The sequence below is a fragment of the Paraglaciecola sp. QJM3NY_14 genome, assembly GCF_056173245.1.
Genome location: NZ_CM149664.1, coordinates 5,018,859 through 5,043,558, shown reverse-complemented (window position 1 = coordinate 5,043,558; position 24,700 = coordinate 5,018,859). Strand labels below are relative to the sequence as shown.

26 protein-coding genes and 1 tRNA gene are annotated in these 24,700 nt (G+C 44.7%); 18 read left to right on the top strand and 9 right to left on the bottom strand.

Annotation, left to right across the window (positions count from 1 at the left end; translation table 11 throughout):
- Window positions 1–280: 280 nt before the first annotated feature.
- Genes coxB through AC0VYA_RS21580 form a run of 5 tightly spaced genes read left to right on the top strand, consistent with a single transcriptional unit; the run spans window position 281 to window position 4,752 of the window.
- Window positions 281–1,405: a cytochrome c oxidase subunit II gene (coxB, locus tag AC0VYA_RS21600; RefSeq protein ID WP_473481393.1), complete on the top strand. Its 1,125-nt coding sequence runs from the start codon at window positions 281–283 to the stop codon at window positions 1,403–1,405.
- A 10-nt stretch (window positions 1,406–1,415) separates the two neighbouring features.
- Complete coding sequence (gene ctaD / locus AC0VYA_RS21595; protein ID WP_011576930.1) at window positions 1,416–3,014, top strand: cytochrome c oxidase subunit I; 1,599 nt, start codon at window positions 1,416–1,418, stop codon at window positions 3,012–3,014.
- Between the two features lie 18 nt (window positions 3,015–3,032).
- Window positions 3,033–3,260 carry a hypothetical protein gene (locus AC0VYA_RS21590; RefSeq protein ID WP_475489631.1) on the top strand — a complete coding sequence of 76 codons (228 nt, stop codon included), beginning with the start codon at window positions 3,033–3,035 and terminating at the stop codon, window positions 3,258–3,260.
- Window positions 3,257–3,859: a cytochrome c oxidase assembly protein gene (locus AC0VYA_RS21585; protein ID WP_011576929.1), complete on the top strand. Its 603-nt coding sequence runs from the start codon at window positions 3,257–3,259 to the stop codon at window positions 3,857–3,859. Before AC0VYA_RS21590 ends, AC0VYA_RS21585 begins: the two co-directional genes overlap by 4 nt.
- Before the next feature lie 11 nt (window positions 3,860–3,870).
- Window positions 3,871–4,752, top strand: a complete 882-nt coding sequence (locus tag AC0VYA_RS21580) for a cytochrome c oxidase subunit 3 (RefSeq protein WP_011576928.1) — start codon at window positions 3,871–3,873, stop codon at window positions 4,750–4,752.
- A 61-nt stretch (window positions 4,753–4,813) separates the two neighbouring features.
- On the opposite strand, the gene AC0VYA_RS21575 is transcribed toward AC0VYA_RS21580, so the two are convergent.
- Window positions 4,814–5,023, bottom strand: a complete 210-nt coding sequence (locus AC0VYA_RS21575; protein WP_011576927.1) for a DUF2909 domain-containing protein — start codon at window positions 5,021–5,023, stop codon at window positions 4,814–4,816.
- A gap of 69 nt (window positions 5,024–5,092) precedes the next feature.
- Between AC0VYA_RS21575 and AC0VYA_RS21570 the strand changes: the two genes are divergently transcribed.
- Genes AC0VYA_RS21570 through AC0VYA_RS21545 form a run of 6 tightly spaced genes read left to right on the top strand, consistent with a single transcriptional unit; the run spans window position 5,093 to window position 9,520 of the window.
- Window positions 5,093–5,806, top strand: a complete 714-nt coding sequence (locus AC0VYA_RS21570) for an SURF1 family protein (protein ID WP_475489630.1) — start codon at window positions 5,093–5,095, stop codon at window positions 5,804–5,806.
- The gene (locus tag AC0VYA_RS21565; protein WP_475489629.1) at window positions 5,790–6,350 is read left to right on the top strand and encodes a hypothetical protein; all 561 of its coding nucleotides are present in this window, start codon (window positions 5,790–5,792) and stop codon (window positions 6,348–6,350) included. Before AC0VYA_RS21570 ends, AC0VYA_RS21565 begins: the two co-directional genes overlap by 17 nt.
- A gap of 10 nt (window positions 6,351–6,360) precedes the next feature.
- A complete protein-coding gene (locus AC0VYA_RS21560; protein WP_011576924.1) occupies window positions 6,361–7,338 on the top strand; it encodes a COX15/CtaA family protein in 978 nt (325 codons plus the stop codon).
- A 9-nt stretch (window positions 7,339–7,347) separates the two neighbouring features.
- Window positions 7,348–8,265, top strand: a complete 918-nt coding sequence (cyoE, locus tag AC0VYA_RS21555) for a heme o synthase (RefSeq protein ID WP_473477077.1) — start codon at window positions 7,348–7,350, stop codon at window positions 8,263–8,265.
- Complete coding sequence (locus AC0VYA_RS21550; RefSeq protein WP_011576922.1) at window positions 8,262–8,900, top strand: SCO family protein; 639 nt, start codon at window positions 8,262–8,264, stop codon at window positions 8,898–8,900. Before cyoE ends, AC0VYA_RS21550 begins: the two co-directional genes overlap by 4 nt.
- 2 nt (window positions 8,901–8,902) lie before the next feature.
- Window positions 8,903–9,520 carry a GNAT family N-acetyltransferase gene (locus AC0VYA_RS21545; protein ID WP_475489628.1) on the top strand — a complete coding sequence of 206 codons (618 nt, stop codon included), beginning with the start codon at window positions 8,903–8,905 and terminating at the stop codon, window positions 9,518–9,520.
- Here AC0VYA_RS21545 and AC0VYA_RS21540 read toward each other — a convergent pair.
- Entirely contained in the window at window positions 9,517–10,566 is a 1,050-nt protein-coding gene (locus AC0VYA_RS21540; RefSeq protein ID WP_473477069.1) for a polysaccharide deacetylase family protein, read from the bottom strand. The genes AC0VYA_RS21545 and AC0VYA_RS21540 overlap by 4 nt on opposite strands.
- A 115-nt stretch (window positions 10,567–10,681) precedes the next feature.
- Between AC0VYA_RS21540 and AC0VYA_RS21535 the strand changes: the two genes are divergently transcribed.
- Complete coding sequence (locus AC0VYA_RS21535) at window positions 10,682–12,025, top strand: MATE family efflux transporter (RefSeq protein ID WP_473477067.1); 1,344 nt, start codon at window positions 10,682–10,684, stop codon at window positions 12,023–12,025.
- Here AC0VYA_RS21535 and AC0VYA_RS21530 read toward each other — a convergent pair.
- Both AC0VYA_RS21530 and nfuA read right to left on the bottom strand, forming a co-directional pair.
- Window positions 11,970–12,248, bottom strand: a complete 279-nt coding sequence (locus AC0VYA_RS21530) for a hypothetical protein (RefSeq protein ID WP_041714148.1) — start codon at window positions 12,246–12,248, stop codon at window positions 11,970–11,972. The two genes, AC0VYA_RS21535 and AC0VYA_RS21530, sit on opposite strands and share 56 nt — an antisense overlap.
- 12 nt (window positions 12,249–12,260) lie before the next feature.
- Complete coding sequence (nfuA, locus tag AC0VYA_RS21525; RefSeq protein WP_011576918.1) at window positions 12,261–12,839, bottom strand: Fe-S biogenesis protein NfuA; 579 nt, start codon at window positions 12,837–12,839, stop codon at window positions 12,261–12,263.
- Between the two features lie 159 nt (window positions 12,840–12,998).
- Here nfuA and AC0VYA_RS21520 point away from each other — a divergent pair, with 159 nt between their 5' ends.
- Window positions 12,999–15,557, top strand: a complete 2,559-nt coding sequence (locus tag AC0VYA_RS21520; RefSeq protein ID WP_475489627.1) for a M14 family metallopeptidase — start codon at window positions 12,999–13,001, stop codon at window positions 15,555–15,557.
- Here the strand turns inward: AC0VYA_RS21520 and AC0VYA_RS21515 are convergent.
- A complete protein-coding gene (locus AC0VYA_RS21515) occupies window positions 15,541–16,215 on the bottom strand; it encodes a ComF family protein (RefSeq protein ID WP_475491108.1) in 675 nt (224 codons plus the stop codon). The genes AC0VYA_RS21520 and AC0VYA_RS21515 overlap by 17 nt on opposite strands.
- 108 nt (window positions 16,216–16,323) lie before the next feature.
- Here AC0VYA_RS21515 and bioH point away from each other — a divergent pair, with 108 nt between their 5' ends.
- From bioH to AC0VYA_RS21500, 3 genes are all read left to right on the top strand, one after another.
- Window positions 16,324–17,100: a pimeloyl-ACP methyl ester esterase BioH gene (gene bioH, locus AC0VYA_RS21510; protein ID WP_475489626.1), complete on the top strand. Its 777-nt coding sequence runs from the start codon at window positions 16,324–16,326 to the stop codon at window positions 17,098–17,100.
- Between the two features lie 68 nt (window positions 17,101–17,168).
- Window positions 17,169–17,432, top strand: a complete 264-nt coding sequence (locus AC0VYA_RS21505; RefSeq protein ID WP_011576914.1) for a hypothetical protein — start codon at window positions 17,169–17,171, stop codon at window positions 17,430–17,432.
- A gap of 34 nt (window positions 17,433–17,466) precedes the next feature.
- Window positions 17,467–18,468, top strand: a complete 1,002-nt coding sequence (locus tag AC0VYA_RS21500) for a putative metalloprotease CJM1_0395 family protein (RefSeq protein WP_475489625.1) — start codon at window positions 17,467–17,469, stop codon at window positions 18,466–18,468.
- 71 nt (window positions 18,469–18,539) lie between these two features.
- Here AC0VYA_RS21500 and AC0VYA_RS21495 read toward each other — a convergent pair whose 3' ends face one another.
- The 3 genes from AC0VYA_RS21495 to AC0VYA_RS21485 form a co-directional block, all read right to left on the bottom strand.
- The gene (locus tag AC0VYA_RS21495; RefSeq protein ID WP_475489624.1) at window positions 18,540–18,980 is read right to left on the bottom strand and encodes a hypothetical protein; all 441 of its coding nucleotides are present in this window, start codon (window positions 18,978–18,980) and stop codon (window positions 18,540–18,542) included.
- A gap of 207 nt (window positions 18,981–19,187) precedes the next feature.
- The gene (locus AC0VYA_RS21490) at window positions 19,188–21,515 is read right to left on the bottom strand and encodes a Tex family protein (RefSeq protein WP_475489623.1); all 2,328 of its coding nucleotides are present in this window, start codon (window positions 21,513–21,515) and stop codon (window positions 19,188–19,190) included.
- 354 nt (window positions 21,516–21,869) lie between these two features.
- Window positions 21,870–22,772: a LysR family transcriptional regulator gene (locus AC0VYA_RS21485; RefSeq protein WP_475489622.1), complete on the bottom strand. Its 903-nt coding sequence runs from the start codon at window positions 22,770–22,772 to the stop codon at window positions 21,870–21,872.
- 125 nt (window positions 22,773–22,897) lie between these two features.
- Between AC0VYA_RS21485 and AC0VYA_RS21480 the strand changes: the two genes are divergently transcribed.
- Both AC0VYA_RS21480 and AC0VYA_RS21475 read left to right on the top strand, forming a co-directional pair.
- Window positions 22,898–23,245: a hypothetical protein gene (locus AC0VYA_RS21480; protein ID WP_473477050.1), complete on the top strand. Its 348-nt coding sequence runs from the start codon at window positions 22,898–22,900 to the stop codon at window positions 23,243–23,245.
- A gap of 162 nt (window positions 23,246–23,407) precedes the next feature.
- The gene (locus AC0VYA_RS21475; protein WP_475489621.1) at window positions 23,408–24,187 is read left to right on the top strand and encodes a hypothetical protein; all 780 of its coding nucleotides are present in this window, start codon (window positions 23,408–23,410) and stop codon (window positions 24,185–24,187) included.
- Between the two features lie 430 nt (window positions 24,188–24,617).
- Here AC0VYA_RS21475 and AC0VYA_RS21470 read toward each other — a convergent pair.
- A tRNA-Thr gene (locus tag AC0VYA_RS21470) sits at window positions 24,618–24,693 on the bottom strand.
- Window positions 24,694–24,700: the final 7 nt, after the last annotated feature.

The window sequence follows — 24,700 nt, the reverse complement described above, 5'->3', positions numbered from 1 at the left end:
ATCATTTAATCTATGTGTTTGTTACTGAGTTGTTAACGTAACACACTGATAGGCTGATTAAAATTTGGTCAATTGAATATAAAATATACAAAAAAACTGGACTACTCCCCCTATTTTGAGTAATGCTTGTTACACGATTAACAAGTCAGTAACAAAACTTGTCGCGTGCTGAACCTTACAATAATAAATTAGAACGTAGAGTTTGATGGTTATCACCACTATTTTACGCGTTTGACAAGCAGGGGGTCGAGTGAAGAAAATTTCGTTGAGTGTTATGGCAATGTTAGGTGCATTTAATTGCAGCACCGCTTTTGCAGATTCAGTGTCCGACTTAGATCAGTACCAATTAAACATGCGCAAAGGTGTGACTGATATCAGCGCCGAGGTATATGACCTACATATGTTGATGTTCATCATATGTGTGGTTATCGCTGTTGGTGTGTTTGGCGCTATGTTCTACTCCATTTTATTTCATCGTAAATCTCGTGGGGCTAAGCCTGCAAACTTCCATGAGAGTGTTAAAGTTGAAATCGCTTGGACCGTCATCCCTTTTATTATCCTCATTGTAATGGCTATCCCTGCAGCCAAAACGTTGATCGCTATGGAGGATGCCAGTGAACCGGAAGTGACGGTGTTGGTAACAGGGTCACAATGGAAGTGGCACTACAAGTACATGGATAACGACGTCGAATTTTATTCTCGCATGGCAACTCAAGCCGATGAAATCACAGGTAAATTAGACAAGGGTGTTAATTACCTCTTAGAAGTAGATCAACCTCTGGTGATCCCTACCGATAAACGCGTGCGTTTTCTTATTACCTCAGACGATGTTATTCATTCTTGGTGGGTACCAGACTTCGCAATCAAGCAAGACGCTAATCCAGGTTTTATTAATGATGCTTGGGCTAAGGTCAATGAACCGGGCATTTACCGTGGGCAGTGTGCTGAATTATGCGGAAAGGATCACGGGTTCATGCCGGTTGTGGTTATCGCAAAAGAGCCCGCCGAATATGATAAGTGGATAGGCGAGCGTCAAGCCATCCAAGAACAGGCAAAAGCTGAAGAACAAAGATTACTAGCAATGAACATGAGTAAAGAAGAGCTCATGAGCAATGGTCAAAAAATTTACAATTCTGCATGTGCAGCCTGTCATATGCCTAATGGTGAAGGGTTGCCAGGGGTATTCCCAGCATTAAAAGGGAGTGACATTGCGCTAAACGATATGGCTGCGCATATTGATATCGTGCTTAACGGTAAATCAGGTACCGCAATGGCCGCCTTCGCTAAACAGTTAACAATGTCAGAACTTGCCGCAGTGATTACCTATGAGCGAAATGCGTGGGGTAACGATACGGGTGATCTAGTTCAGGCGAAAGACATTAACGCTGCATTAAACGGGCAGTAGGGAGACGATCATGAGCACAGTAACCGACACGATCCATCACGAAAACGATCATCACGAGCATCATGCGCCTCCTTCTGGTATTAAGCGCTGGTTGTACACGACAAACCACAAAGACATAGGCACGCTGTACCTTTGGTTCGCATTTATCATGTTCTTAACCGGCGGCGCGATGGCGATGGTCATTCGGGCGGAATTGTTTCAGCCGGGCCTGCAGATAGTTGAGCCTAACTTTTTCAATCAAATGACCACAGTTCATGGCTTGATCATGGTGTTTGGTGCTGTTATGCCCGCTTTTACAGGGCTAGCTAACTGGTTAGTGCCTATGATGATTGGCGCGCCAGACATGGCTTTGCCTCGCATGAACAACTGGAGCTTCTGGATCTTACCCTTTGCGTTCTTGATTTTACTGTCTTCGTTATTTATGGAAGGTGGCGGTCCTGCATTTGGCTGGACGTTCTACGCTCCTCTATCAACTACGTACAGTGGTGACAGTACTGCTCTGTTTGTTTTCTCGGTACATATCATGGGGATTTCATCCATTATGGGGGCGATTAACGTCATAGTGACGATCTTCAATATGCGCGCCCCAGGGATGACATGGATGAAAATGCCGCTCTTTGTTTGGACGTGGTTAATAACAGCATTTTTGCTTATTGCGGTTATGCCTGTATTAGCCGGCGCAGTGACTATGGTGTTAACAGATAAGTTTTTTGGTACTAGCTTCTTCGATGCCGCAGGTGGCGGCGACCCTGTGATGTTCCAGCATATTTTCTGGTTCTTTGGGCACCCTGAGGTTTACATCATGATACTGCCCGCCTTTGGCATTATCTCGCAAATAGTACCGACCTTTGCACGCAAACGCTTATTTGGCTATGCCTCTATGGTGTACGCCACGGCATCTATTGCATTGCTGTCGTTTATCGTCTGGGCTCACCATATGTTTACGACTGGGATGCCGGTCTTTGCTGAGATGTTTTTCATGCTAGCCACTATGCTGATATCTGTGCCCACCGGTGTGAAAGTATTTAATTGGGTAGCAACTATGTGGCGAGGCTCCATGAGTTTTGAAGTACCTATGTTGTTTGCTCTAGCGTTTATCGTGCTGTTCACGATAGGTGGTTTATCTGGCTTGATGCTGGCGATAACGCCTGTGGATTTCCAATACCATGATACTTACTTTGTTGTTGCGCATTTCCATTACGTATTAGTGACGGGCGCCATCTTCTCAATTATGGCGGCGGTATATTACTGGCTACCCAAATGGACAGGAAAAATGTTTGATATTACGTTAGCTAAATGGCATTTCTGGTGTTCATTGATTTCTGTAAATGTATTGTTCTTCCCGATGCATTTTGTTGGCTTGGCCGGTATGCCAAGACGTATTCCAGACTATGCATTGCAGTTCGCTGATTTTAATAAATGGATAAGCTTAGGTGGATTTGCGTTTGGTTTATCTCAATTGATTTTCTTGGCGTTACTTATTAAGGCATGCCGTAAACAAGGTGACCCGGTAAGTGACCAAGTTTGGGAAGGGGCAGAAGGTCTAGAATGGGAAATACCTTCACCTGCTCCATATCATACGTTCGAAACTCCGCCTGTTATTAAATAGGCGGTACAGGAGCATATTATGTTGCTAGCTAAAAAGAGGTTTTCCAAGACGCAACTTTTGAAGCGTTCTGTTGCATTTACTTTCGGCTTAATTGCGTTTGGCTTTTGCAATAGCTTGCAAAGTGATGCTTATTTTCCTCTCAATGATACCGAGCATTTCGCATCACAAGGTGAATATACCAATGCGCAGTACGCTCAGCAGGGTCTGGCTCAGTCTTACTCAGGGATGTTCTGGCACTCGCTATGACAGACAACAGGCAGGAGCCTAATACGTCAGATGCTGCCAGTGCTGAAAAGCCGAGCAGTCATGGCAAGATGGTTATTAAATTACTCGCTATCGTATTGGGGATGTTTGGTTTCGGTTTTGCATTAGTGCCTCTTTATGATGTGTTTTGTGACTTAACTGGGTTAAATGGTAAAACGGCTAACTCCGCGGCGGTTTATGAGGTCATGGAAATCGATGAGTCTCGCACAATAACCATCGATTTCATCACACGAACCAATACCGGCATGGCGTGGCAGTTTGAAGCAGAAAAACGTCAAGTCCGGGTTCATCCGGGGCAGATGAATGAAATTAATTTTACTGTTAAAAATCCGACTGCTCTCCCTGTTGTCGGTCAAGCTGTACCTTCGGTTTCACCTGGTACGGCGGCGTTATTTCTAAACAAAACAGAATGCTTCTGTTTTGAGCAACAGGTTTTGCAAGCAGGTGAATCAGCGGTTATGCCCATGCGGTTTTATGTGGACCCACAGTTACCTGAAGACATTACCTATTTTGCATTGCAATACACCCTGTATGACGTCACGGCGACAGCAGGTGATCTTGTAATGAATAGTGGTCAATAGGAGAACGAATAATGGCTCAGCCAGATTATGAAAAGTATTATGTTCCGGATAGCAGTCCTTGGCCGATAGTGGGAGCCATTGCATTATTTTTAATTGCCGTTGGTGCAGGTAACTTTGTGATTGAACAAACCAAAGGCACGTCTGGTTACGGTGGATATATTCTGACAGCCGGTTTTGCGACTCTGATATTTATGTTGTTTGGTTGGTTTAGAAATCAGATTCATGAGTCGATGAGTGGCTTATATAGCGATCAATTAGGACGCTCATATCGACAAGGGATGGCTTGGTTTATCTTTTCTGAAGTCATGTTTTTTGCAGCATTTTTCGGTGCGCTTTTTTACGCTCGAATGATTTCAATACCTTGGCTAGGTGGCTCTGGCAACAATGCCGCTACAAATGAAGTGTTATGGCCTGCATTTCAAGCCATGTGGCCGCTGGTGCAAACCCCTGGCGGCACAGAAACAGAAGCCATGGGCTGGTATGGCCTACCTCTGATTAACACCGTCATCTTATTAATTTCATCCGTTACTTGTCATTTTGCGCATGTGGCACTTGAAGAGAATAAACGTGGCCGCTTGAAACTTATGCTTGGTATAACTGTGCTGCTTGGGGCGATTTTTATGTCGTTGCAGGTTGAAGAGTATATTCATGCTTATCAAGAAATGGGACTAACCCTGCAATCGGGTGTGTATGGCAATACCTTCTTCTTATTAACCGGCTTTCACGGACTTCATGTGACGTTGGGCGCAATTATCCTGTTTATTATGCTACTTAGGATCTTTAAAGGGCATTTTACTCCTGAAAATCACTTCGCTTTTCAAGCAGGTAGCTGGTATTGGCACTTTGTTGATGTGGTTTGGGTAATGCTGTTTTTCTTCGTATATATATTGTAATTAAGGTGACGTACTCACAGGTTAAGAACGGGCTTGTGGGTACGTCGTGTAAAGTAAAATATTAGTAAGGACGTGGGTTGGGCTCAATAAGACCAGTGGCCATGGCGATAAGTATGACCACTACAATTGCCACCGAGGTTAATACCCGTCTTCCAATATATTTGCTCATATTCGCTTGTTTTGGTTCGTTTTTAAGCATTACAGTCATGGCTTTAAATAAGTTATAAATCATAACGATAAGTAGTATTCCGATGATTATCTTGATGAGCACTTTGTTCTTTCCTCTCGCTGTTATTTTTATTGTTGATTAGGCATGCTTAGGCTTATTAAGCGATTACCTATGATTTCTACACTAGTGACTTTGTGCGCAGTTGTCATCATGTTTGCACTGGCTAATTGGCAATTGCACAGAGGATTAGATAAAGGCAAGAGAATGCAAAGTATTGCTTCTGTATCGAGTAACGCGTCATTGTCATTCGAGAGGGTACTCTCTATCGATAAGGATATTCAGGATTTGCCGGTAAGCTTTAGTGGCGCAATTGATCCTCAAAAGATTTTTTTAGTCGATAATCGTATCCATCAAGGCCGCCCAGGGTTTGATGTGTATGGTGTAGCACGGCGGCAGACTCAAAACGTGCTGATTAATTTTGGTTGGATTGCAGGTAACTTAATGCGCAATGATCTACCACAAGTCACTTTGCCAAACACGTTATCGGGCGCACTAGGGAGAGTCGTTGAGCCCACAGACAACCCGATGATCACAGAAACAGCAACGCCAGAAGCAATATGGCCTAAGGTCATACAGCAAGTCGATATCCACTTTATAGAGCAAGTTATACAGTTAGAGTTGCCACCTTTCGTGATAACGCTAACGGACAGTAGTGATGATTTCATCCGCAACTGGCAACCCGTGGTTATGCCTCCTGAGAAGCATTATGCCTATGCTGTGCAGTGGATGGGTTTAGGCATCGCCGCTTTTTTAGTTTACTTTTTCGCACTTCGCGCACGTTTTCGCGCTGCACATAAGAAGGGATCCCATGAACAACACGAGTAACAAACGTTTGATTATCACACTCGCCGTGGTGTTTATTTTGCCTGTGGTGTTAGCCAAATTGGCTTTAGATAATAACTGGTTCAATAAAGCAGCGACTAACAAAGGAGAGTTGCTATCTCCCATATTAGACATGAGCGCTATTCAAGACAAAGCTGTTGAGCCTAAGTGGCAGCTGGTGTACGTCTTACCTTCACAGTGCAGTATTGAGTGTGAGAATGCCTTGTACAGTGTTGAGCAAGTATGGACAGCGCTTGGAAAAGAGCATGACAGAGTACGTGCAACTGTCATTAGTACACCTGATAGTGACGTCAGTGTCGCTAGGCGGTTGAATGAGCATAGTGCCGTTAAGTTGTTAAAAACTAACGTAGAAAGTGTTAATAATGTGTTTAAAGGTGAGCCGGTAAATGCTATTTTCATTGCTGATACCTTGAATAACGTGATCTTGCGTTATCCACTTCAAGTTGAGCAACAGCAAGCCATTTTGCATAGTCGTGACATTTTATCTGACCTACGCAAACTGCTGAAATTATCACGTATTGGTTAGAGGGTCGTTCATGAGGAAATTGGTGTTGGCAGGCCTTATTCTTGCCATAACTGTGATTGTGCTAGGTGCATACACGCGGTTGACCGATGCAGGGCTGGGATGTCCAGATTGGCCAGGTTGCTACGGACACTACAAAGTGCCCGTGGCGCAAGAGCAGATAAATGCTGCAGAACTGGCGTTTCCAGAACGACCTTTAGAGCCCCAAAAAGCGTGGAACGAGATGATCCATCGCTACTTCGCGAGTGCGCTAGGCTTACTCATCTTGATCATCTTTGTGGTGAGCATAGTAAAGCGTGCTTATCATCGACCTATTAAGTTACCGTTTTTCCTGCTGTGCCTGGTCATATTTCAAGGCATGCTAGGTATGTGGACCGTCACCCTTAACCTTTTACCTATTGTCGTTATGGGTCACCTTTTAGGCGGCTTTGCCGTGTTGTCATCGTTGTTTCTGCTTTACTTACGCCTTCTACCATATCGCATACCAGGTGGTGATCAGCAAACCCGACGTCTAGCAAAGTTTGGCTTGATAGGGATCGCCATCCTTATAGGCCAAATAGCATTAGGCGGCTGGACATCAGCAAATTATGCGGCGCTAGCTTGTACCGAAATGCCAATTTGCGAGAGCAACTGGTACGAGCGCCTAGATTTTATAGGAGCCTTTAGCTTGCCAGAAGCAGATAACTACGAGTACGGGGTGCACGATTATGCCCAGCGTATGACCATGCATATAGTGCACAGGGCTGGCGCGCTAATTACGTTTATTTATCTGTGCTGGTTGGCTATTCGCATTTACGGGGTAGCAAGCTCTGGATTGTTAAAAAAAATTGCCACTATCATGGTATTAGTACTAGGCATTCAGGTCATTTTGGGTGTCAGCAATGTGGTATTCAGTCTGCCGGTCGGTGTGGCCGTTATGCATAATGCCGTTGCCGCTACACTACTACAAATTTTGGTGTTACTTAGTTACACCCTCTATCGCAAAACATAGGAGAGACCAATGAGCAAATCTGTTGGTGTTGCACCTCATAACATAGTAAATAAATCAGGCCTCCACTGGCGTGATTATTACGAGATGACAAAACCTAAAGTGGTAATGTTGCTCCTACTGACCGCTTTGGTAGGGATGTGTTTGGCGAGTGAAACTTGGATCAGTTGGAAAATACTTTTGGCTGGTTTGACCGGCATTGGTTTTTTATCTTCTGCAGCAGCGGTTATTAACCACGTAGTTGATCGTAAAATTGATGCGCAAATGGCGCGGACCTCGAATCGTCCGATGCCTAAAGGCAAAGTTTCACCCCAGCGAGCGCTCGTTTTTGCAGGCGTACTTACGGTGGTGGGCTACCTTATTTTAGAATTATGGGTCAATCGCTTAACCGCTTTGTTGACGTTAGCCAGTTTAGTGGGTTACGCATTTATTTATACCATGTATTTAAAACGCGCTACGCCTCAGAATATTGTTATTGGCGGGTTAGCTGGTGCAGCGCCACCATTACTCGGTTGGACGGCGGTAACGAATGATATCCATGCGCATGCATTACTCTTAGTGCTCATCATATTCATTTGGACCCCCCCACATTTCTGGGCGTTGGCGATTCACCGTGAAAAAGACTACGCTCGGGCTAAAATCCCCATGCTGCCATGCACGCACGGGATCGAATTTACTAAAACATCCATTTTACTGTACACGGTGCTATTAGCGCTCATTGGCGTGTTACCTTATCTGATTGGCATGACAGGCGCGATATATTTGCTAGGCTCCAGCGCATTAAATGCTGGCTTCTTGTATTATGCATGGAAATTAAAATTCGCCAGTGACGAACACACCGCTATGAAAACGTTTAAGTTTTCGATTATCCATTTAATGGTACTGTTTGTGGTCTTACTGGTTGACCATTATATGAGATTTACTTTTTGAGCAGATTAAATGTAGCGTTAATCGCCTTAGTGGCATTGGTTGTCGGTGTTGTGATCGCAGTGACCATAGCGCCCCCAAAGAGTGATGAAACGCAGTATATTAAGCTTTACCCGCAAGCGAGAGCCTTGCCTGATTTTTCTTTGACTGACAGTAAAGGCCAACCACTAACCAATAAAAACTTGCAAAATCAATGGACGCTCGTTTTCGTTGGCTACACTTTTTGCCCTGATATTTGTCCCACAACGCTGGCTGACTTAAGCAGCATTTATCCTGAGTTGCAACGCATTAAAGGGCCTTACCCGGTCAAGGTGGCGTTTATTTCGGTCGACCCAGCGCGAGATACAACAGAAAGACTAGCGGAATATATCGATTTTTTTGAGCCTGACTTTATAGCCGCAACCGGCGAGCATGCTGATTTGTTTCCTTTCGTTCGCGCAATGGGCATGATGTATTCGACGTCACAAAGCACAGACGACGAAAACTACTTGGTGGATCACAGTTCATCTGTGGTGGTGGTAAATCCGCAAGGTCATGTTGTGGGTCGCTTTAAACCAGAGTTTGCCCCAGGCAAAGTTGCAGTGAGCGACAGTAAACGGATTCTGCATGACATGACTATCTTAGCGACAACCAAATAACTGTGCCTCGCGTACGTCAGGCAACAGCTCAAGACACGCAAGAAGCGGTAGCCTTGATTATCTCTTCTGCGCCTGAAGCCATTCCCCTTTTATTTAACCAACAATCCCTGCAGCATCAATATTTTGCGCGCAGTTACATGAACCAAGCTTTTTTACATCAACATGGCCAATTTGGCTTTGGTAATCATTGGGTCATAGAGTTGCAAGGGCAACTTGCTGGGATAGGCTGTGCATGGCAACGTGAAATGGGGGCAATGTATGTACAAGCAACTCTTGAAAGCATGACACAGTATTACCAAGGTACTGATGTTCTTGAAGTGTTGAATCGATGCCAGTCATTACAGCAAGTATTTGCTCGTCCTGCAGACGATGAATTGTGTATCGGGCATATCGGTGTTGCAAAGGCGTTTCAGCGAAAAGGACTATGCAGTGAACTCCTAACTCATTTTACAGAAAAGGCTAATGAGTTAGGCAAACAATTTCTTACCTTAGATGTTAAGCAAGACAATGCGCCCGCTATACATTGTTATCAAAAATTTGGCTTTAACATTGAGCGCTCTACTGTGGATAGCAGCCCAATGAAATTGGGCACCTACCTGCATATGAGAAAAACGCTTTAATCTAACCACTGCCCCTTATCTGAGGTAATAAACCAAGGTTTTGAGTACCAATAATAACGTGAGGGCGCGCGTTTGCTCGGCGCTGTGCAGTTTATTCTGGAGCGCCCGGCAGGCAATTTTTGTTTAAAATCCACTCTGATCAATGCCTGGTTCACGGTGATTTTCTGTGCATCACCCTGAAAATAGCAGGTAATTTGTGCGTTGTTTATATCATCGCTTTGCACGCTGAATTCGAAGGTAAAAGGTTCGCCACTAACGAGTGGTGTATTTGGCGATGGATTTTGTACTGGCATAGCAAGACTGGCCATTTTCACTTTTAGACGTGCCAAATTCGCGTAAATACCGGCTGCCGGAAAGCGCGGAAGCGCTGAAAAATCACTAAAGCTTGCAATAGCACCAGAGTGCTGAGCAAAGCTCACGTAACCTAATTGTGTAAGCTGTTTTTGTAGTTCAGGGGAGTATTCACCGTAAGGATAGGCTAAGAATTTATCTCGTACGTTTAAATTATCTTCTAGTAATTTTTCGGCTTGTTGAATATCGCTGATACGACGAGCTAGCCATGCTTCATCACTCTCATTGGCTAACCGATTAAGTAAATGCTCATGACGTAAATTATGGTTGGCAAAGCTGGCACCTTGTTTAGTCATGGCCCGCATGTCTTCCCAGCTCAAGTGATAATTCACCTTACCAACCAAGTCAGGATTGATGAAAACCGTATACGGTAAGTTGAGCCTAGCGAGTATCGGGTGACCGTTTTGATAAATGTTGTTAAAGCCATCATCAAAGGTTACCGCGATAGCGTTTTCAGGTAGGAGCTGCTCGTTTTGTAACGTAGTAACTATGTCTTTTAATGGTAAAACATTATAGTTTTCAGCCAAATAAGTCATATGTTCGTTAAATGTGTCGGGTGAAACACTGGTAGAAGCAGGCGTATCTTCGCTCACGTGGTGATAAAGAAGGATAACCGCGTTGTCACTGGCTTGGGCATAGTTGATTGAGATGCAAAAACCAAGACAAACCATTACATAAAAAATGATACGATCCATAATGTTCCCTTTGTGAGGCTTTGAATGGCGCTAGTGTAACATTGAATGCTTAGTGCATAGCGGACGAGAAACTGCTTTCCCATATTTATTTTTTATCTATTAAGTGAGATTTTTCTTGGCTATATCTCCAGCTCGTGAACAACACCGTTTTTGGCACTTGGCCTCTCATAAACAGCTGATTCTGTTAGCGCTACCAATGATCTTAAGCAATATAACCACGCCACTTATTGGTATGGTCGATACTGCTGTGTTAGGTCATATGGGCAGTAGTCATTATCTGGCTGGCGCAGCAATAGCCTCTCTAATTTTAACTCAGACCTATTGGTTGTGTGGCTTTATTCGTATGTCGAGCACAGGCTTAAGCGCCCAGGCCAAAGGCGAGCAAAACAATGAAAACAAGAGTCGTGTGTTCTGGCAAAGCTGCAGCGTAGCTTTGGTTATCGGTCTGGCAATATGGGCCGCGCAAACACCTCTACTGACATTAGGAATTCATTTCGCTCAACCAGAAGCGCAACTTCTTAATGTTATTCAACAATATTTTAGTGTGCGTATTACCGGGGCTCCAGCCGCTTTAGTCAATCTGGCCATCATTGGCTGGCTGATAGGCCAACAAAAAACAAAGCAAGTTCTTTATATTCAAATATTTGCCAATTTACTCAATGCTGGGTTAAGTGTCTTACTGGTATTCGTGTTCGATGCAGGCGTTAAGGGTGTCGCGGTAGCAAGTGTTGCTGCTGAATACAGTATTTTGATACTTGGCGTTTGGGTGGCGATAAAAGGAATGGGCTTACAAAGGCCTCATTGGGGCTTGTGGCGGTGGTCTTCATTGGCGCAGCTGATGAGCCTAAACGGTTATAGTTTTGTGCGTAATTTGGCACTGCAATTGTGCTTGGCGTTCGTTATTTTTCAAGGGGCCAGATTTGGGCCATTAACGGCCGCGAGCAACGCGATTATCATGCAATTTTTTGCACTGATTGCGCTAGGGTTAGACGGCATTGCTTACGCTGTTGAGGCGTTAACAGGTGAAGCTAAAGGGAAAAAGGACGCCAGTGAAATTAATCGCGTGGTAATGCGCGGTTTATTTTGGTCATCCGTAGTGGCCGGCGGTTACAGCTTAAGCTTTGTAGTATTTGGTCAGCAGATCATCGCAATACTGACGGATTTGCCAGAACTTAGAAACTTCGCTGCGCAGTACCTATTCATCATCTGGTTGTTGCCCATCGTGAGTCATTGGTGTTTCCTACTGGACGGCGTGTTTGTGGGGCTAACACGAGCAAAGGCAATGCAAAACAGTATGTTGCTTAGCGCCACGTTTTTCTTTTTTCCTAGCTGGTGGCTACTGCAAGAATATCAAAACTATGCTTTGTGGGTAGCATTGTTGTTGTTAATGCTCGGGCGGGGCCTTAGTCTTGGCGGTTACTTTGCTTATCTTTATCGCGGTGGGCGTTTGATAAACTAAACGCATTCTGCATGCGGTAGGCCAAAATACCTATATAGCCATACAAGGCCAACACACAGCCAATGCCAAGCCCTATCAGTCCTGGAATTTGCAGCCACACCCAATTTTGACTGCCAATGAGTATCAGTATGACGCCAATAACAAAAAAGCCGAGGCCGTATTTAAAACGACCCCAGCTTTTATGTGGATCAGCGACTAATTTACTCAGTTGCTTTTTAAGCATGTTAACGACTAATTAGTAGTAAGAGTGCTCGCCGGCTTCATGTTCGGTAGCGTCTTTTACTGCTGTTAACTCGCCAGAAAATTGGGCTAACATTTGCTTTTCAATACCATCTTTAAGCGTCACATCAACCATTGAACAGCCGTTACAACCGCCGCCAAACTGAAGTATAGCTTCACCTTTTTCGGTGATCTCCATCAGCATAACCTTACCGCCGTGGCTGGCAAGTTGCGGATTGATCTCTGCTTCAATCATATAATTAATGCGCTCTTCTAGTGGGGCATCGTCATCAACTTTACGCGCTTTGGCGTTTGGTGCTTTCAGGGTTAATTGAGAGCCCATTTGGTCAGTCACAAAGTCAATTTCTGCTTCACTTAAAAAAGGAGCACTTTCTGCATCAACAACGGCATCAAACCCATTAAATTCTAGGGTGGTGTCGGTTGACTCCACGGCGTCTGGTGGGCAATAGGAAACACCACATTCAGCGCTAGGCGTACCGGGGTTAACGACAAAAACCCGAATATTAGTGTCAGGCTCTTGTTTTTCAAGCAATTTACAAAAATGCGCTTGGGCTGTATCTGAGATAGAAATCATAAAAAAGGTCCTGTATTTGAAACATATCGAGATTGTATCAAAATTACTTGACTAAAACACTCAAGTAATAATGTTTACTTATGTCAATTTCAGCTAAAACATGCGAACCTTTCAGGATGATTTTTAGACTGATTTTGATGTAACAAAAGGTGTAAACGTATGAAGTGCGGTTGGTTTTGGGGTTTTGTGTGTTCTGTTTTTTTGTCTGTCTCGGCGCAAGCGCTCACCGATAACGAATATTTACCCGCCAATACGCAGTTTAACGATGCTATCCCTAGCCCTTCCCAAGTCCTCGGGGCGTCTGTGGGTGAATGGCATGTGCGCCATGATCAACTAGTAGAGTACATGCGCATTTTGGCCGACAAATCTGATCGAGTGTCACTGCAGGAAACCGGCCGAACCCATGAAAATAGGCCTCTATTGTTACTGACGTTTACGGCAGCTAAAAACCAACAAAATATTGAATCTATTCGTAACAATCACCTCGCTTCGTTCGGGCAAAAAAGTGCCTCAGATGATCCTCTCATATTGTGGATGGGCTACAGCGTACACGGTGATGAATCATCCGGTGCCAATGCAGCATTGCTGGTGGCTTATTATTTAGCGGCAGCGCAAGATGAGGCTGTTCAGCAATTGCTTGAAAATAACGTAGTACTCATGGAGCCGAGCATTAACCCTGATGGCTTAGCAAGATTTGCCCAGTGGGCGAATGGCAATCGTGGCCAGCAATTAGTGGCAGACTCAAATCACAGAGAGCATCAGCAGCCTTGGCCGAGTGGTCGAACAAACCACTATATGTTTGATTTAAACCGCGACTGGTTATTGCTGACGCACCCTGAATCACAGGCGCGTATTGCGCAGTTTCAGCGCTGGCGCCCCCATGTACTTACAGACTTTCATGAGATGGGTACCAATAGTAGCTATTTCTTTCAACCGGGGATCGCGTCGCGTAATAATCCTTGGACGCCCGAACGTAATACCGAACTGACAGCCGAGCTAGCCAAATTTCATGCAGCTGCGCTGGATGAAACAAAACAGCTGTATTTCACTCAAGAAGCCTACGATGATTTCTATTATGGCAAAGGCTCGACGTATCCAGACGCCCAAGGTAGCATAGGGATTCTATTTGAGCAGGCCAGCAGTCGTGGACATAAACAGGAGTCTATCAATGGTGAACTGAATTTCACTGATACCATTCAAAATCAAGTCACCACGTCTCTTTCAACGTTCAAGGGGGCACTGGCCAATAAAGCCGAGTTGTTGGCTTACCCAACAGAATTCACTGAACAAACCAACGAACTGATAAAAGACGATAAAACGGTGGGTTATCTTCTTAGTGAATCACAAGATGCAACCCGCTTTTCTGACCTTAAGTCGATATTGCAGCAACATCAAATCAGGTATAATTACTTGGATAAAGAAATGCGCGTAGATGATCTGACTTATCAACCACTGACCAGTATTTTTGTGCCGTTAAACCAGCCTCAATATCGCTTAGTGAAATCGCTTTTCTCTGAGCGTAAAAGCTTTAATGATAATAGTTTTTATGATGTATCAAGCTGGAACTTACCACTTGCATTCAATATTCAATACTCCCCAGTGGAGCGAAAGTTGTGGCGCAAAATGCCTGTTGCCAATGAGCCCAATAATCAGCCGAAAAATACTCTCTCAATAAATACTGAGAGCGCGTACGCGTATGGATTTTCTTGGGCCGACTCAAAAGCACCTAAGTTACTAAGCCAACTGCTCCGCGAGGGCGTGCAAGTTAAAATTGCAGGATCTGATTTTGCTGCCGCAACCGATCAAGGTAATATTAGTTTTAGCGCGGGTTCGGTACTGATCCCATTAGCGCTGAAACAGCCTGACAACCTAGTGGCATTGCTTAATCGCGCTGCAAATGAAACGAGCATTAAAATTTGGCCCATTTTATCAGGCCTAACGGCACAAGGTATCGACATTGGCAGCCGTGAAATGTTCGCCGTCAAGAGCCCTCAAGTGTTGCTAGTTGGCGGTGATGGCACATCACAATATGAAGTGGGTGAAGCGTGGCATTATTTGGATACCGTGGTGGGGATGCCTGTCACTGTCACTGATTTACCTCACTTTTCTCGTCTTGATCTCTCTCGCTATAGTCACATCATTTGGGTTAGCGGAGATTATTCTGACGTACCCGAGAAAACAGTTAGATCGCTGGAAAAATGGTTGTCTGCGGGTGGAGTAATGATAGGCCAGCGAACAGCGGCAAAATGGTTTGCTGACAAAGACTGGCTTAAGGCATCGTTTTTAAATGAAGATGAAATCAAACGTGCGTTTTCCAAAAAAGACTTAACCTACGCAGATAAAGACCGATTAGCGGCTAAGCAGCGTATCGCAGGGGCGGTATTTGAGACGCAATTAGATACCAGTCATCCACTTACCTTTGGCTTTCCCCGTTCGCATTTACCTTCATTTAAAAACAGCACAGTCGTGATGCGTGCGCCCAAAACGCCGTTTATCACAGTTGGGCGTTACACTTCACGCTCCCTCGTGTCTGGTTACGCTGCTGATGAGTTGCAAGAGCTTATTAATAATAGCGCTTCTATCGTGGCTCACAGTGTTGGAAAAGGTAAAGTGATTGCGTTTACCGACAACCCAAACTTTCGTGGTTATTGGCGCGGAACAAGGCGTTTGTTGAGCAATGCAATATTCTTGTCCAGTTTAATTAATGCTCCAGGGTAAGACACATACACCATACATCCACTCGTAAACTTGGATGATGCTTATTTAGCAGTTGGTGCACGGCCTCAACGGTAGCGCCTGTGGTGATCACGTCATCCAATATGGCGATGTGTTGATAGCTTAGGGGACGCTGAAGCGTAAACGCATTTTTCATATTGGCTTTTCGCTGAGCGCTGGAGAGAGACGTTTGCGTTTGTGTGGCTTTATGTCGAGTGATCGCATCAGTCACTAACGGGATGCCGGTTAGGGCTGAAATGCGTTTCCCTAACTCGATACTTTGATTATATTTGCGTTCTTGATAGCGCCTCGGGTGCAGCGGAACTGGCATGAGCGCTTGAGGCATTGCGCAGCGGCTGTTCAGCGCATGTGCAACAAAAAGTTTGGCCAAAGCGTTGGCGTGCAGGATTTTATTAGAAAACTTCAAGCTAGTGAGTAATCGCGACAGAGGCCACTGATAATCAGCTAGCGCTAACACGTTATTTGCCGTCAGATGCTTTAAACCGCGTTTCGCTTTGGGCCAATTCAATAAATTGTAGTCGTATTTTTCACACTCAAACAAGGTTAAGTCATCCCTGCAGTAATCACAAATAAGCGCGTCGCTGTCTTGCCTGCACAGCAAACATTGTTGTGCTATTTTGGCCGCTTGTATGCTTTTCACTTTTGTAAGCCCTAGCCAATTAAGGGTGAGCACTTCTAAGCCATTCACTTGATTTCACTTTTTTCATCTCTACACTGACACACCAGTTCTTAAGGGTAGTAGATTTATATGCACACGACTTTGAAAACACGTACGGTAGGCAGTGGTCCTAATTTCGTTCTACTTCATGGATGGGGAGTGAATAGCGGTGTTTGGCAGCCAATAGCCAAGCAGCTCGAGCAACATTTCAGCGTTACTTATGTTGATTTGCCAGGTTTTGGTGAGAACAATCAAATAATGCCTAAGCCGTACGATTTAAAAAATCTGGCTGAGTGTGTGGCAAATGTGCTCCCTGAGAACAGTGTGCTTGCAGGCTGGTCGTTAGGTGGCTTGGTTGCTCAACATGTTGCATTACTTGAGCCTACGAACGTTAAACAGTTGATACTGATAGCCACATCACCCAAATTCCAAAAAGGCAATGATTGGGCGGGGATTGATCCGAATATTCTGCAAGCGTTTTCGCAGCAACTAGTGAAAAACCTGAGCAAAACTATAGAGCGCTTTTTGGCAATACAGGCCATGGGCAGTGATTCAGCGAAAACAGATATTAGAAAGATAAAAAGCAGCATAGAAGCGTCGCCCCAGGCGGATATTGCCGCACTGACAGCGGGGTTAGATATTTTAGAGCATGTTGATTTAAGAGACCAAATAGCGGCTTTGAAAATGCCGATACATTGGATGTTGGGGCGCCTTGATAGCTTAGTGCCTGTAAAGCTTCAAGGGTATGTACAGCAAAGCTTAGCTAAAAATCACAGTGTTACGATTTTCCCCCATGCTTCACATGCGCCATTTATATCGCACACAGAGGATTTCCTGGTTGATCTGATGGAAAACACCCTCAGGTAAAAAGTCGCTGTTAAAATAACATTTTTTGGTTAATAATTAACCACGAGAGGTTAGTAGAGGTACTCAGTGTGGACATTTCAAATAACAGCAACATCAGCGGCGCTTTTGCCAGTGGTTTACAGGGCGTGCAGCGCGGCACAGAGCAAGTTACGCAGGCATCCAGAGAGATTGCCAGCTTAAATGGCGATGCACAGCAGGGCAGCCTATCCAGTGCTAACCTGACTAGTAGCGTGATAGAGCTTCAAACAGGTGCGATAGGAGTTGAAGCCTCAGCTAAAGTAGTAGATGTAGCTAATGACACCATAGGCACTTTACTAGACACCTTTGCATAGGTTCACTAACCAATAGGTATCATTAAGATATAAAATGAACATTGTAACGCCTATCCCAACGGCGGTTGTTTTTACTACCGCCAATATCAACACTGAAGCTGCGCGCAGAGATAATACCCTGCGCGAAACAGTACCAGCGTTGACTGGGTCTGAAAATTCAGCCGCAGAATCGGGATTAGCCAGTGATCATGACAAAGTAAAAAGCCCTGCTCAACCTCTTGTATATGAGCGCCCTCAAGTGCAATCCCAAGGCGAACCTGCATCGGATATTCAGAAAAACGCTGATCAGGACAACGCCCAGCAAGAAAGTGCGGGTAAACAAGACGCTGAACAAGAACAACAAGCCCAGCAAGAGCAGCAAGAAAAAGCTCAAATAGACGAGTTGAAAAAACGCGATACTGAAGTACGTACTCACGAGCAAGCTCATGCCAACACAGGTGGCCAATACGCTGGCGCACCCAAGTATGAGTACACAACCGGACCGGACGGCAAGCGTTATGCCACAGGCGGAGAGGTGTCTATTGATGTATCAGTTGAGAATTCTCCTGAAGACACTATTCGCAAAATGCAGCAAGTCAAATCTGCAGCTCTCGCTCCTGCTGAGCCCTCGGCGCAAGACTTGAGGGTAGCGGCTGAAGCCAGCCAAAAAACGTTTGAAGCACGCAAAGAGCTAGCAGAAGAAAAAAGTGAAGGTGTTGGTGTTGTTGCTCAAAATGATACACAGAGTGATACCCAAGGTGAAAATGTAAATGCGGCAGGTAAATCGACTGCCAAATCAGAATTTGGCCCTGAGTTAGATGAAATAGTACGCGGTACTGATGAAGGTACGCCAATCCGAGACCTAGATACATCTGAAGTCGCTAAAGCCACCTTGAAAAGTGAGCAACTAGGTGACGTTTTTGCTAGTGAGGCAGGCAGTGCATTTGCTACTCAAGCTAGCAGAGACGACAATACCTTAGTAGCGGAGCGTGTTGTTCAACGGTTTTACCAAGGGGTAAGCGAACCCAAAAGCTATGGTTTGAATTTCTCAGCCTAATAAAGCTGGTATTTATCACCAGCGCCATCGACCAAACTTCCTATAAATTAAATTCACAAACACCGCTCATATTAATAACCGTAATTATTGGCGAATTTACGTTTATCCTCTGGGGTGGCCGTTTCGTTACACATGCCGAGGATATGCAGTCGACTACTTGATTCGTAAGTGTCTATTTCGGTGTAGCCCTCACGGCAATAACCTGACTCGCTGAGCTTCGTTTCAAGGTGGGCAAATAGTTCATCGAGTCGTCTTTCTTTCGGATCGTCACTTTTGGCTTTGTTCTTGTTACCTCTCTTCTGTGGCGGGCCGTCAGCACCGCCATGCTCTAGTTTACTTCTAACCGAGTTTTGGTTCGCGCTAATACTGAAATTAAACACTTTCTTGTTAGTATTTTTGATGTTTGTAGCGAGCATATCGGGCTCTTTAGGTTGCGGTTTAGGCTTGCCTGCGCAGGCACTTAATACAATAGGTACCACAAGCGTTAAAGGAAGTAGTTTTTTCATCGTCATAATGGACTCACGTTATCAATTATTGGAAAGCGTTTTCTGTGTGTATGACGTTAAAGAAGGATTGATAGTTTCTGTCGGGTATGTAAAGGCTGTGTAAAGGTTACCCCAGTCAAGTGGCGACCAACGAGCAAATAGGATGTATTTATTATAGACATAAAAAAACCGGTGAACGGTGTCACCGGTTATCATATTCGCTTTTAACCTTTTCTATTTTTTCGCTTTGGCAAAGGCATCGGCAAAGGCATTGCCCATCGCTTGATTAGCAGAAGCAGGTGCGGGTTTCTTATTTTGAGTCTTACCACTTGGCCTGATGCCTTGACGAGGTTTATTGTCACTGTTGCCGCGGCTTTGATTCGGCTTGGCGCTGATATCGTCATTCAAGCGCATGGTGAATGACACACGCTTACGCGCCACATCTACTTCCATTACCTTGACCTTAACAATGTCACCGGTTTTGACGATTTCCCGTGGGTCAGAAATGTATTTGTCAGTCATAGCCGAGATATGCACTAAACCGTCTTGGTGGACACCTACATCAACGAACGCGCCAAAATTAGCGACGTTGCTCACTACGCCCTCTAAAATCATGCCTTCTTTTAAATCGTTAAGCGACGACACGCCCTCTTTAAAGGTGGCGGTTTTGAATTCAGGACGAGGGTCTCGGCCTGGCTTAAGTAGCTCATTGATGATATCAGTCACTGTGGGCAACCCGAATGAATCATCCACAAATTGCTGCGGCTCAAGCTTTTTCAATAGCTCAGTGTTACCAATTAAATCATTAACAGCACTGCCTGAGTTACTCACTATGGCTTGGACCACAGGGTAAGCTTCAGGGTGAACTGCCGAGGCATCAAGCGGGTTAGTGCCATTTACTATGCGTAAAAAGCCAGCGGCTTGCTCGTAGGCTTTTGGCCCTAAGCGTTCTACTTTTAACAAGTCTTTACGACTGCTAAACGCGCCATTGGTATCTCTGAAATTTACGATGTTGGTGGCAAGTGTGCGGTTTAAGCCTGATACATGACTTAATAGCGCGGCCGAAGCCATGTTTAAATCCACGCCAACGGCGTTTACACAATCTTCAATAACACGGTCAAGTGAGCGCCCCAAGTTACTTTGGCTTACGTCATGTTGGTACTGACCAACACCGATAGCTTTGGGTTCAATTTTAACCAGCTCTGCGAGTGGATCTTGTAAGCGCCTAGCGATGGATACAGCGCCGCGAAGCGACACATCCATATCGGGTAGTTCATTTGATGCCAGCTCAGAGGCCGAATAAACCGATGCGCCTGCTTCACTGACCATAATTTTGCTCAAACCCAGTTCGGGGTTAGCTTTAATAACCTCTGCGGCGAGCTTGTCTGTTTCACGTGAACCTGTGCCGTTACCAATGCTGATTAACTTCACCTTGTGTTGCTTACACAGCATACCTAGCGTTCGCAGGCTTTTGTCCCACAAATTTTGTGGCACATGGGGGAATATGGTGCTGGTGGCTAACACTTTACCTGTGGCATCAACGATTGCCACTTTTACGCCGGTACGTAAACCGGGATCAAGGCCCATGGTGGTTTTCGCCCCAGCAGGCGCCGCCATCAACAAGTCATTTAAATTTTTAGCAAACACCTGAATTGCTTCTTGTTCGGCTTTTTCTTTTATCACACCAAACAATTCTGTTTCCATGTGAAGAGCAATTTTTACTTTCCATGTCCACTGAACGACACTCGCTAACCACGCATCCGCCGCACGGTTACTAAAATTCAAACCCAGATGCTGGGCAATGATGTGTTCACCGAATGAGCTTTTGTCTGATTCTTCTTTTTGCGGATCAGCATCCATTGATACTTGCAGAAAGTTCTCATTTCGGCCGCGAAACAAGGCTAGGCAGCGGTGCGATGGTATTTTACTGAGGCGTTCACTGTGCGCAAAGTAATCTGAATATTTAGCCGCTTCTTTTTCTTTGCCTTTAACCACACTGCTTTTGATATGAGCGTTTTCCATTAAGTACTGGCGCACTTTTTGTAGCAATGCTGCATCTTCAGCAAATTTCTCCATCAAGATGAATTTTGCCCCCTCTAACGCTGCCTTTTCGTCAGCTACGCCCTTATCTGCAGCAATGAACTTTGCGGCTTCAGACTCAGGCGATAAGGTCGGGTCGGCAAATAAAGTGTCTGCAAGAGGCTGTAAGCCTGCTTCGATGGCTATTTGCCCCTTAGTGCGACGCTTAGGTTTGTAAGGCAGGTATAAATCTTCTAATTCGGTCTTGTTGTCGCAGCTTAAAATACTGCGCTTAAGTTGGTCTGTAAGCTTGCCTTGCTCATCAATCGTTTTGAGGATCACGTTACGTCTGTCATTAATATCGCGCAGGTAAATCAAACGCTGCTCAAGCTGACGGAGTTGAATGTCATCTAAGCCATTTGTGGCCTCTTTACGATAGCGAGCAATAAAAGGGACACTCGAGCCTTCATCTAACAAGGTGACGGCAGCTTGTACTTGAGTGGGTTTTACCTGAAGTTCACTCGCGATTTTTTCAATGATCATGTAACGGCCCTATTTTGGCGAAGTTATGCAGATTTACTGTATTTAACAAATGGCTTAACAAGGCGATATATGGCCTCGACGGTAAAATACCAGAGTAGCGACACATTATTACCGATTATTTTTGAAATTGCAGAGCTGGGCAGTAAAGTGATGATATAAAATCTCGCGATACTGATTTTAAATTTTCGACAATTGTTGAACATTTACTTTAAGCCAGAATGAATAGCTTGGCTTTTATGCTGTTATTTTAACACCCGTTCAACGTGGTGAAGCCTTGTGGTGAAAATGCCACTCAATTTTATTTCCTCTTTGTTGCAGCGACAGTGACGTTTTTATGAACTTGCGTTAACACCTTTAGGCATGGGTGACTATTTTTGCTTTTAAAAAATCGATAAACACTCGGGTTTTTACGGGTAAATAGGAACATTTTTGATAGACTAACCAAGCCGCAGTATCGAACTCTGTTGCGGTACATGCATAGTCTGGAAACATATCGATCAGAAGGCCACTTTTTATCTCATCTTGACACAGCCAGTCTGGTAATAGAGCGGGGCCAAGACCCGCCACAGCGCAAGCGGTCATGGTCAACCCATGTGATATCAGTAAATGCCCGGTGACAGGCACGTCGAATGTATTGTTGTATGTATCCCGAAACTGCCACGTTCTGCAATACCCCGGCATTGAAAACAATAGGCAATCAAGTTTACTCAGGTCAACTGGGTCGTTAGGGGAACCATTGGTTTTTACGTAGGTAGGGCTTGCACAAACATGAAATCGTCTTGAAACCAATTTGTGTGCGGTGAAATTACCCTCCGGTCGTTGCCCGAATCGGATAGCCACATCGATTTGCTCTTTGACAAGATCGACGAGGCTGTCCATTAGTAACAATTCAAGCGTAAGGTCTGGGTACAAGGCACGAAATTCTGGCAATATCGGCACTAGCACTCGTTGCCCGAATGAAGTACAAGCGGTTATGCGTAAAGAGCCATTAGGCAGGCTAACCAAATCTAGAGCGGCTTCACTAGCGCGGTCAAACTCACCAATTAGATCTTTCACCCGAGAAAAATATTCACTGGCTGCTTCGGTAGGGGCAATCTTGCGGGTTGTTCTTTGGAATAATCGAAAGCCCAGCTGTGATTCTAAACTTGCTACCGAGCGAGAAATAGATGATGGGTCAACGTTGCGTTGACGAGCTACGGCCGCAAAACTTCCGTGTTCCATTACATCTACAAAAACCCTTACGTTTTCGAAATCCATTCGTGCGCTCTTTACACTAAAGTGATGAGTATAGGTGCCTTTATCTAATTAGCGACTATGGCTAAGCTCAAATACATGTCATGGCGTTGTTGTCTGCCATATACGCTTCAACATTTAGGGAAATTATGATGAGCCTACGATTTTACAGTGAATTTTTTGACTCCACCGAAGACGTACTTAACGATGTAATCAAACAGGGAACTTGGCCAACAACATTTGTTTCTGGTCCATCAGAAGGATTGCACGAACACTGGCATGCCGACGAGGTACACGCATATATCATGGAAGGAGAGACAGATTTCTTCGATGCCAAAAGCGGTATGCGAACCCAAGTCAAAGCGGGAGATAAAATAGTGATCCCCGCTAAGGCATTGCATGCAGAGGGAGCAGTGAAAGAACGGGTCGTATATATCCTCGCCCTTCCAAAACCACTGCCGCCAGAAGAGTTTCTGGCCATGCACGGCCCTGCATAGAATGGAGTCGACTAAAGCATGCGGTTCATTTCTTCATTGTGGATGTTCACGATAGCACCGACTTTGTCTGCTTATGTGCCCTTTTTGACTATTGATGTTTCACCGCGTGTACTTCTAATCTTTTTATATTTTACCTTAATATCATCGTAAGGAAGCCTAAAGATGAGAAAGCCACTATATAAACCAACACTATTCGGAAATAACTATTATGCAAAGCGACTAGTAGCAGTCTGCACTACTTTAATGTGTTTCTGCATACTCGGATGTGATTCTTTAATAGAAGATGTTAAACCGCCCAGTTCTGCGACTAAAGCTCTCGATCATCTTGAAGAGTTACCCCCAAGGGTTGCAATACATAATTTGCAGCCAATGTTTAAAGTGGAAGCTATTGGATTCACAGCAGTAGACGAAACCGGTTGGGATTGGGCTGGCTCCGATGAAATTTACGCTGTTTGGCATAGCAATGTGATCGTTTCCACGCTTATTCAAGGTGATGTTGACAGTGGGGAGCCTTTTGATTTTCATTCTTTACAAAGTTGTGTTTATCCTATCGCAGGGGACACGCTAATAATAGATGGTCGATATGGGGGAGAGGGTTCAGGTTGGATTTGCAAGGAGGAGGGGGCTGCAAGTCCAATACAATTCTCTGTTGTTTTTTACGAGGATGATAGTCCTTGGGCACATTTTCCATTTTGTTTTTCCGGGAGTATTGTTAAAGACTGTGAAGACCAATTCGTTGGAAAATATAATGGTGCTTGGAATACTCAAGAGTTGTTAGAAATTTTACCTGCTATAGGTGATATTCGAAATTTCACAGTTAGATTAAATCCTTGTGAGGGGCCTGCTGTATGCGGAGATGATAATTTTTCCGACTATGATTTTCGTTTTCGTATAGTAAGAATGACTGATAAAGAAGTACTGAGACAACATTCACTCCAGTAAGCTTCGATGAGTGAACGCCTTTGAAGTAACAAGTTCGCATGGACTGAAATAGAAAAATAAGCCGAGAGCGCACATTTCGCTTTAGGCTACGGAGGTCTTCATTCAAGTTGGTGATGCCGTCGCTGCTTTTGTACCGACTTCAATTTTCTATGTTTTTAATCGAATTGCCAAATGACCAGACAGGAGAGCTCGTGGCTTTTAGAAGCACAACCTCTGTCGGGTGAGCGATTCGCCATTGACGGTGGCGCTAGTTCGCTGCAAGGGATGGTCTGTCATATCCAGCATTGATTCTGTTACACGAAGCTTATATTTTCAGTGTACGCAGTACATAATGTGGCTGAAAGTCATAAATAAACGTAGCGAATAGAATATAAAATTTTAGTGCCCGAAGGGCATAAACAAACAGGGACTTTAGTACAAAGAAGGGAAATGGTGCCGACTACCGGAGTCGAACTGGTGACCTACTGATTACAAGTCAGTTGCTCTACCAACTGAGCTAAGTCGGCACACTAG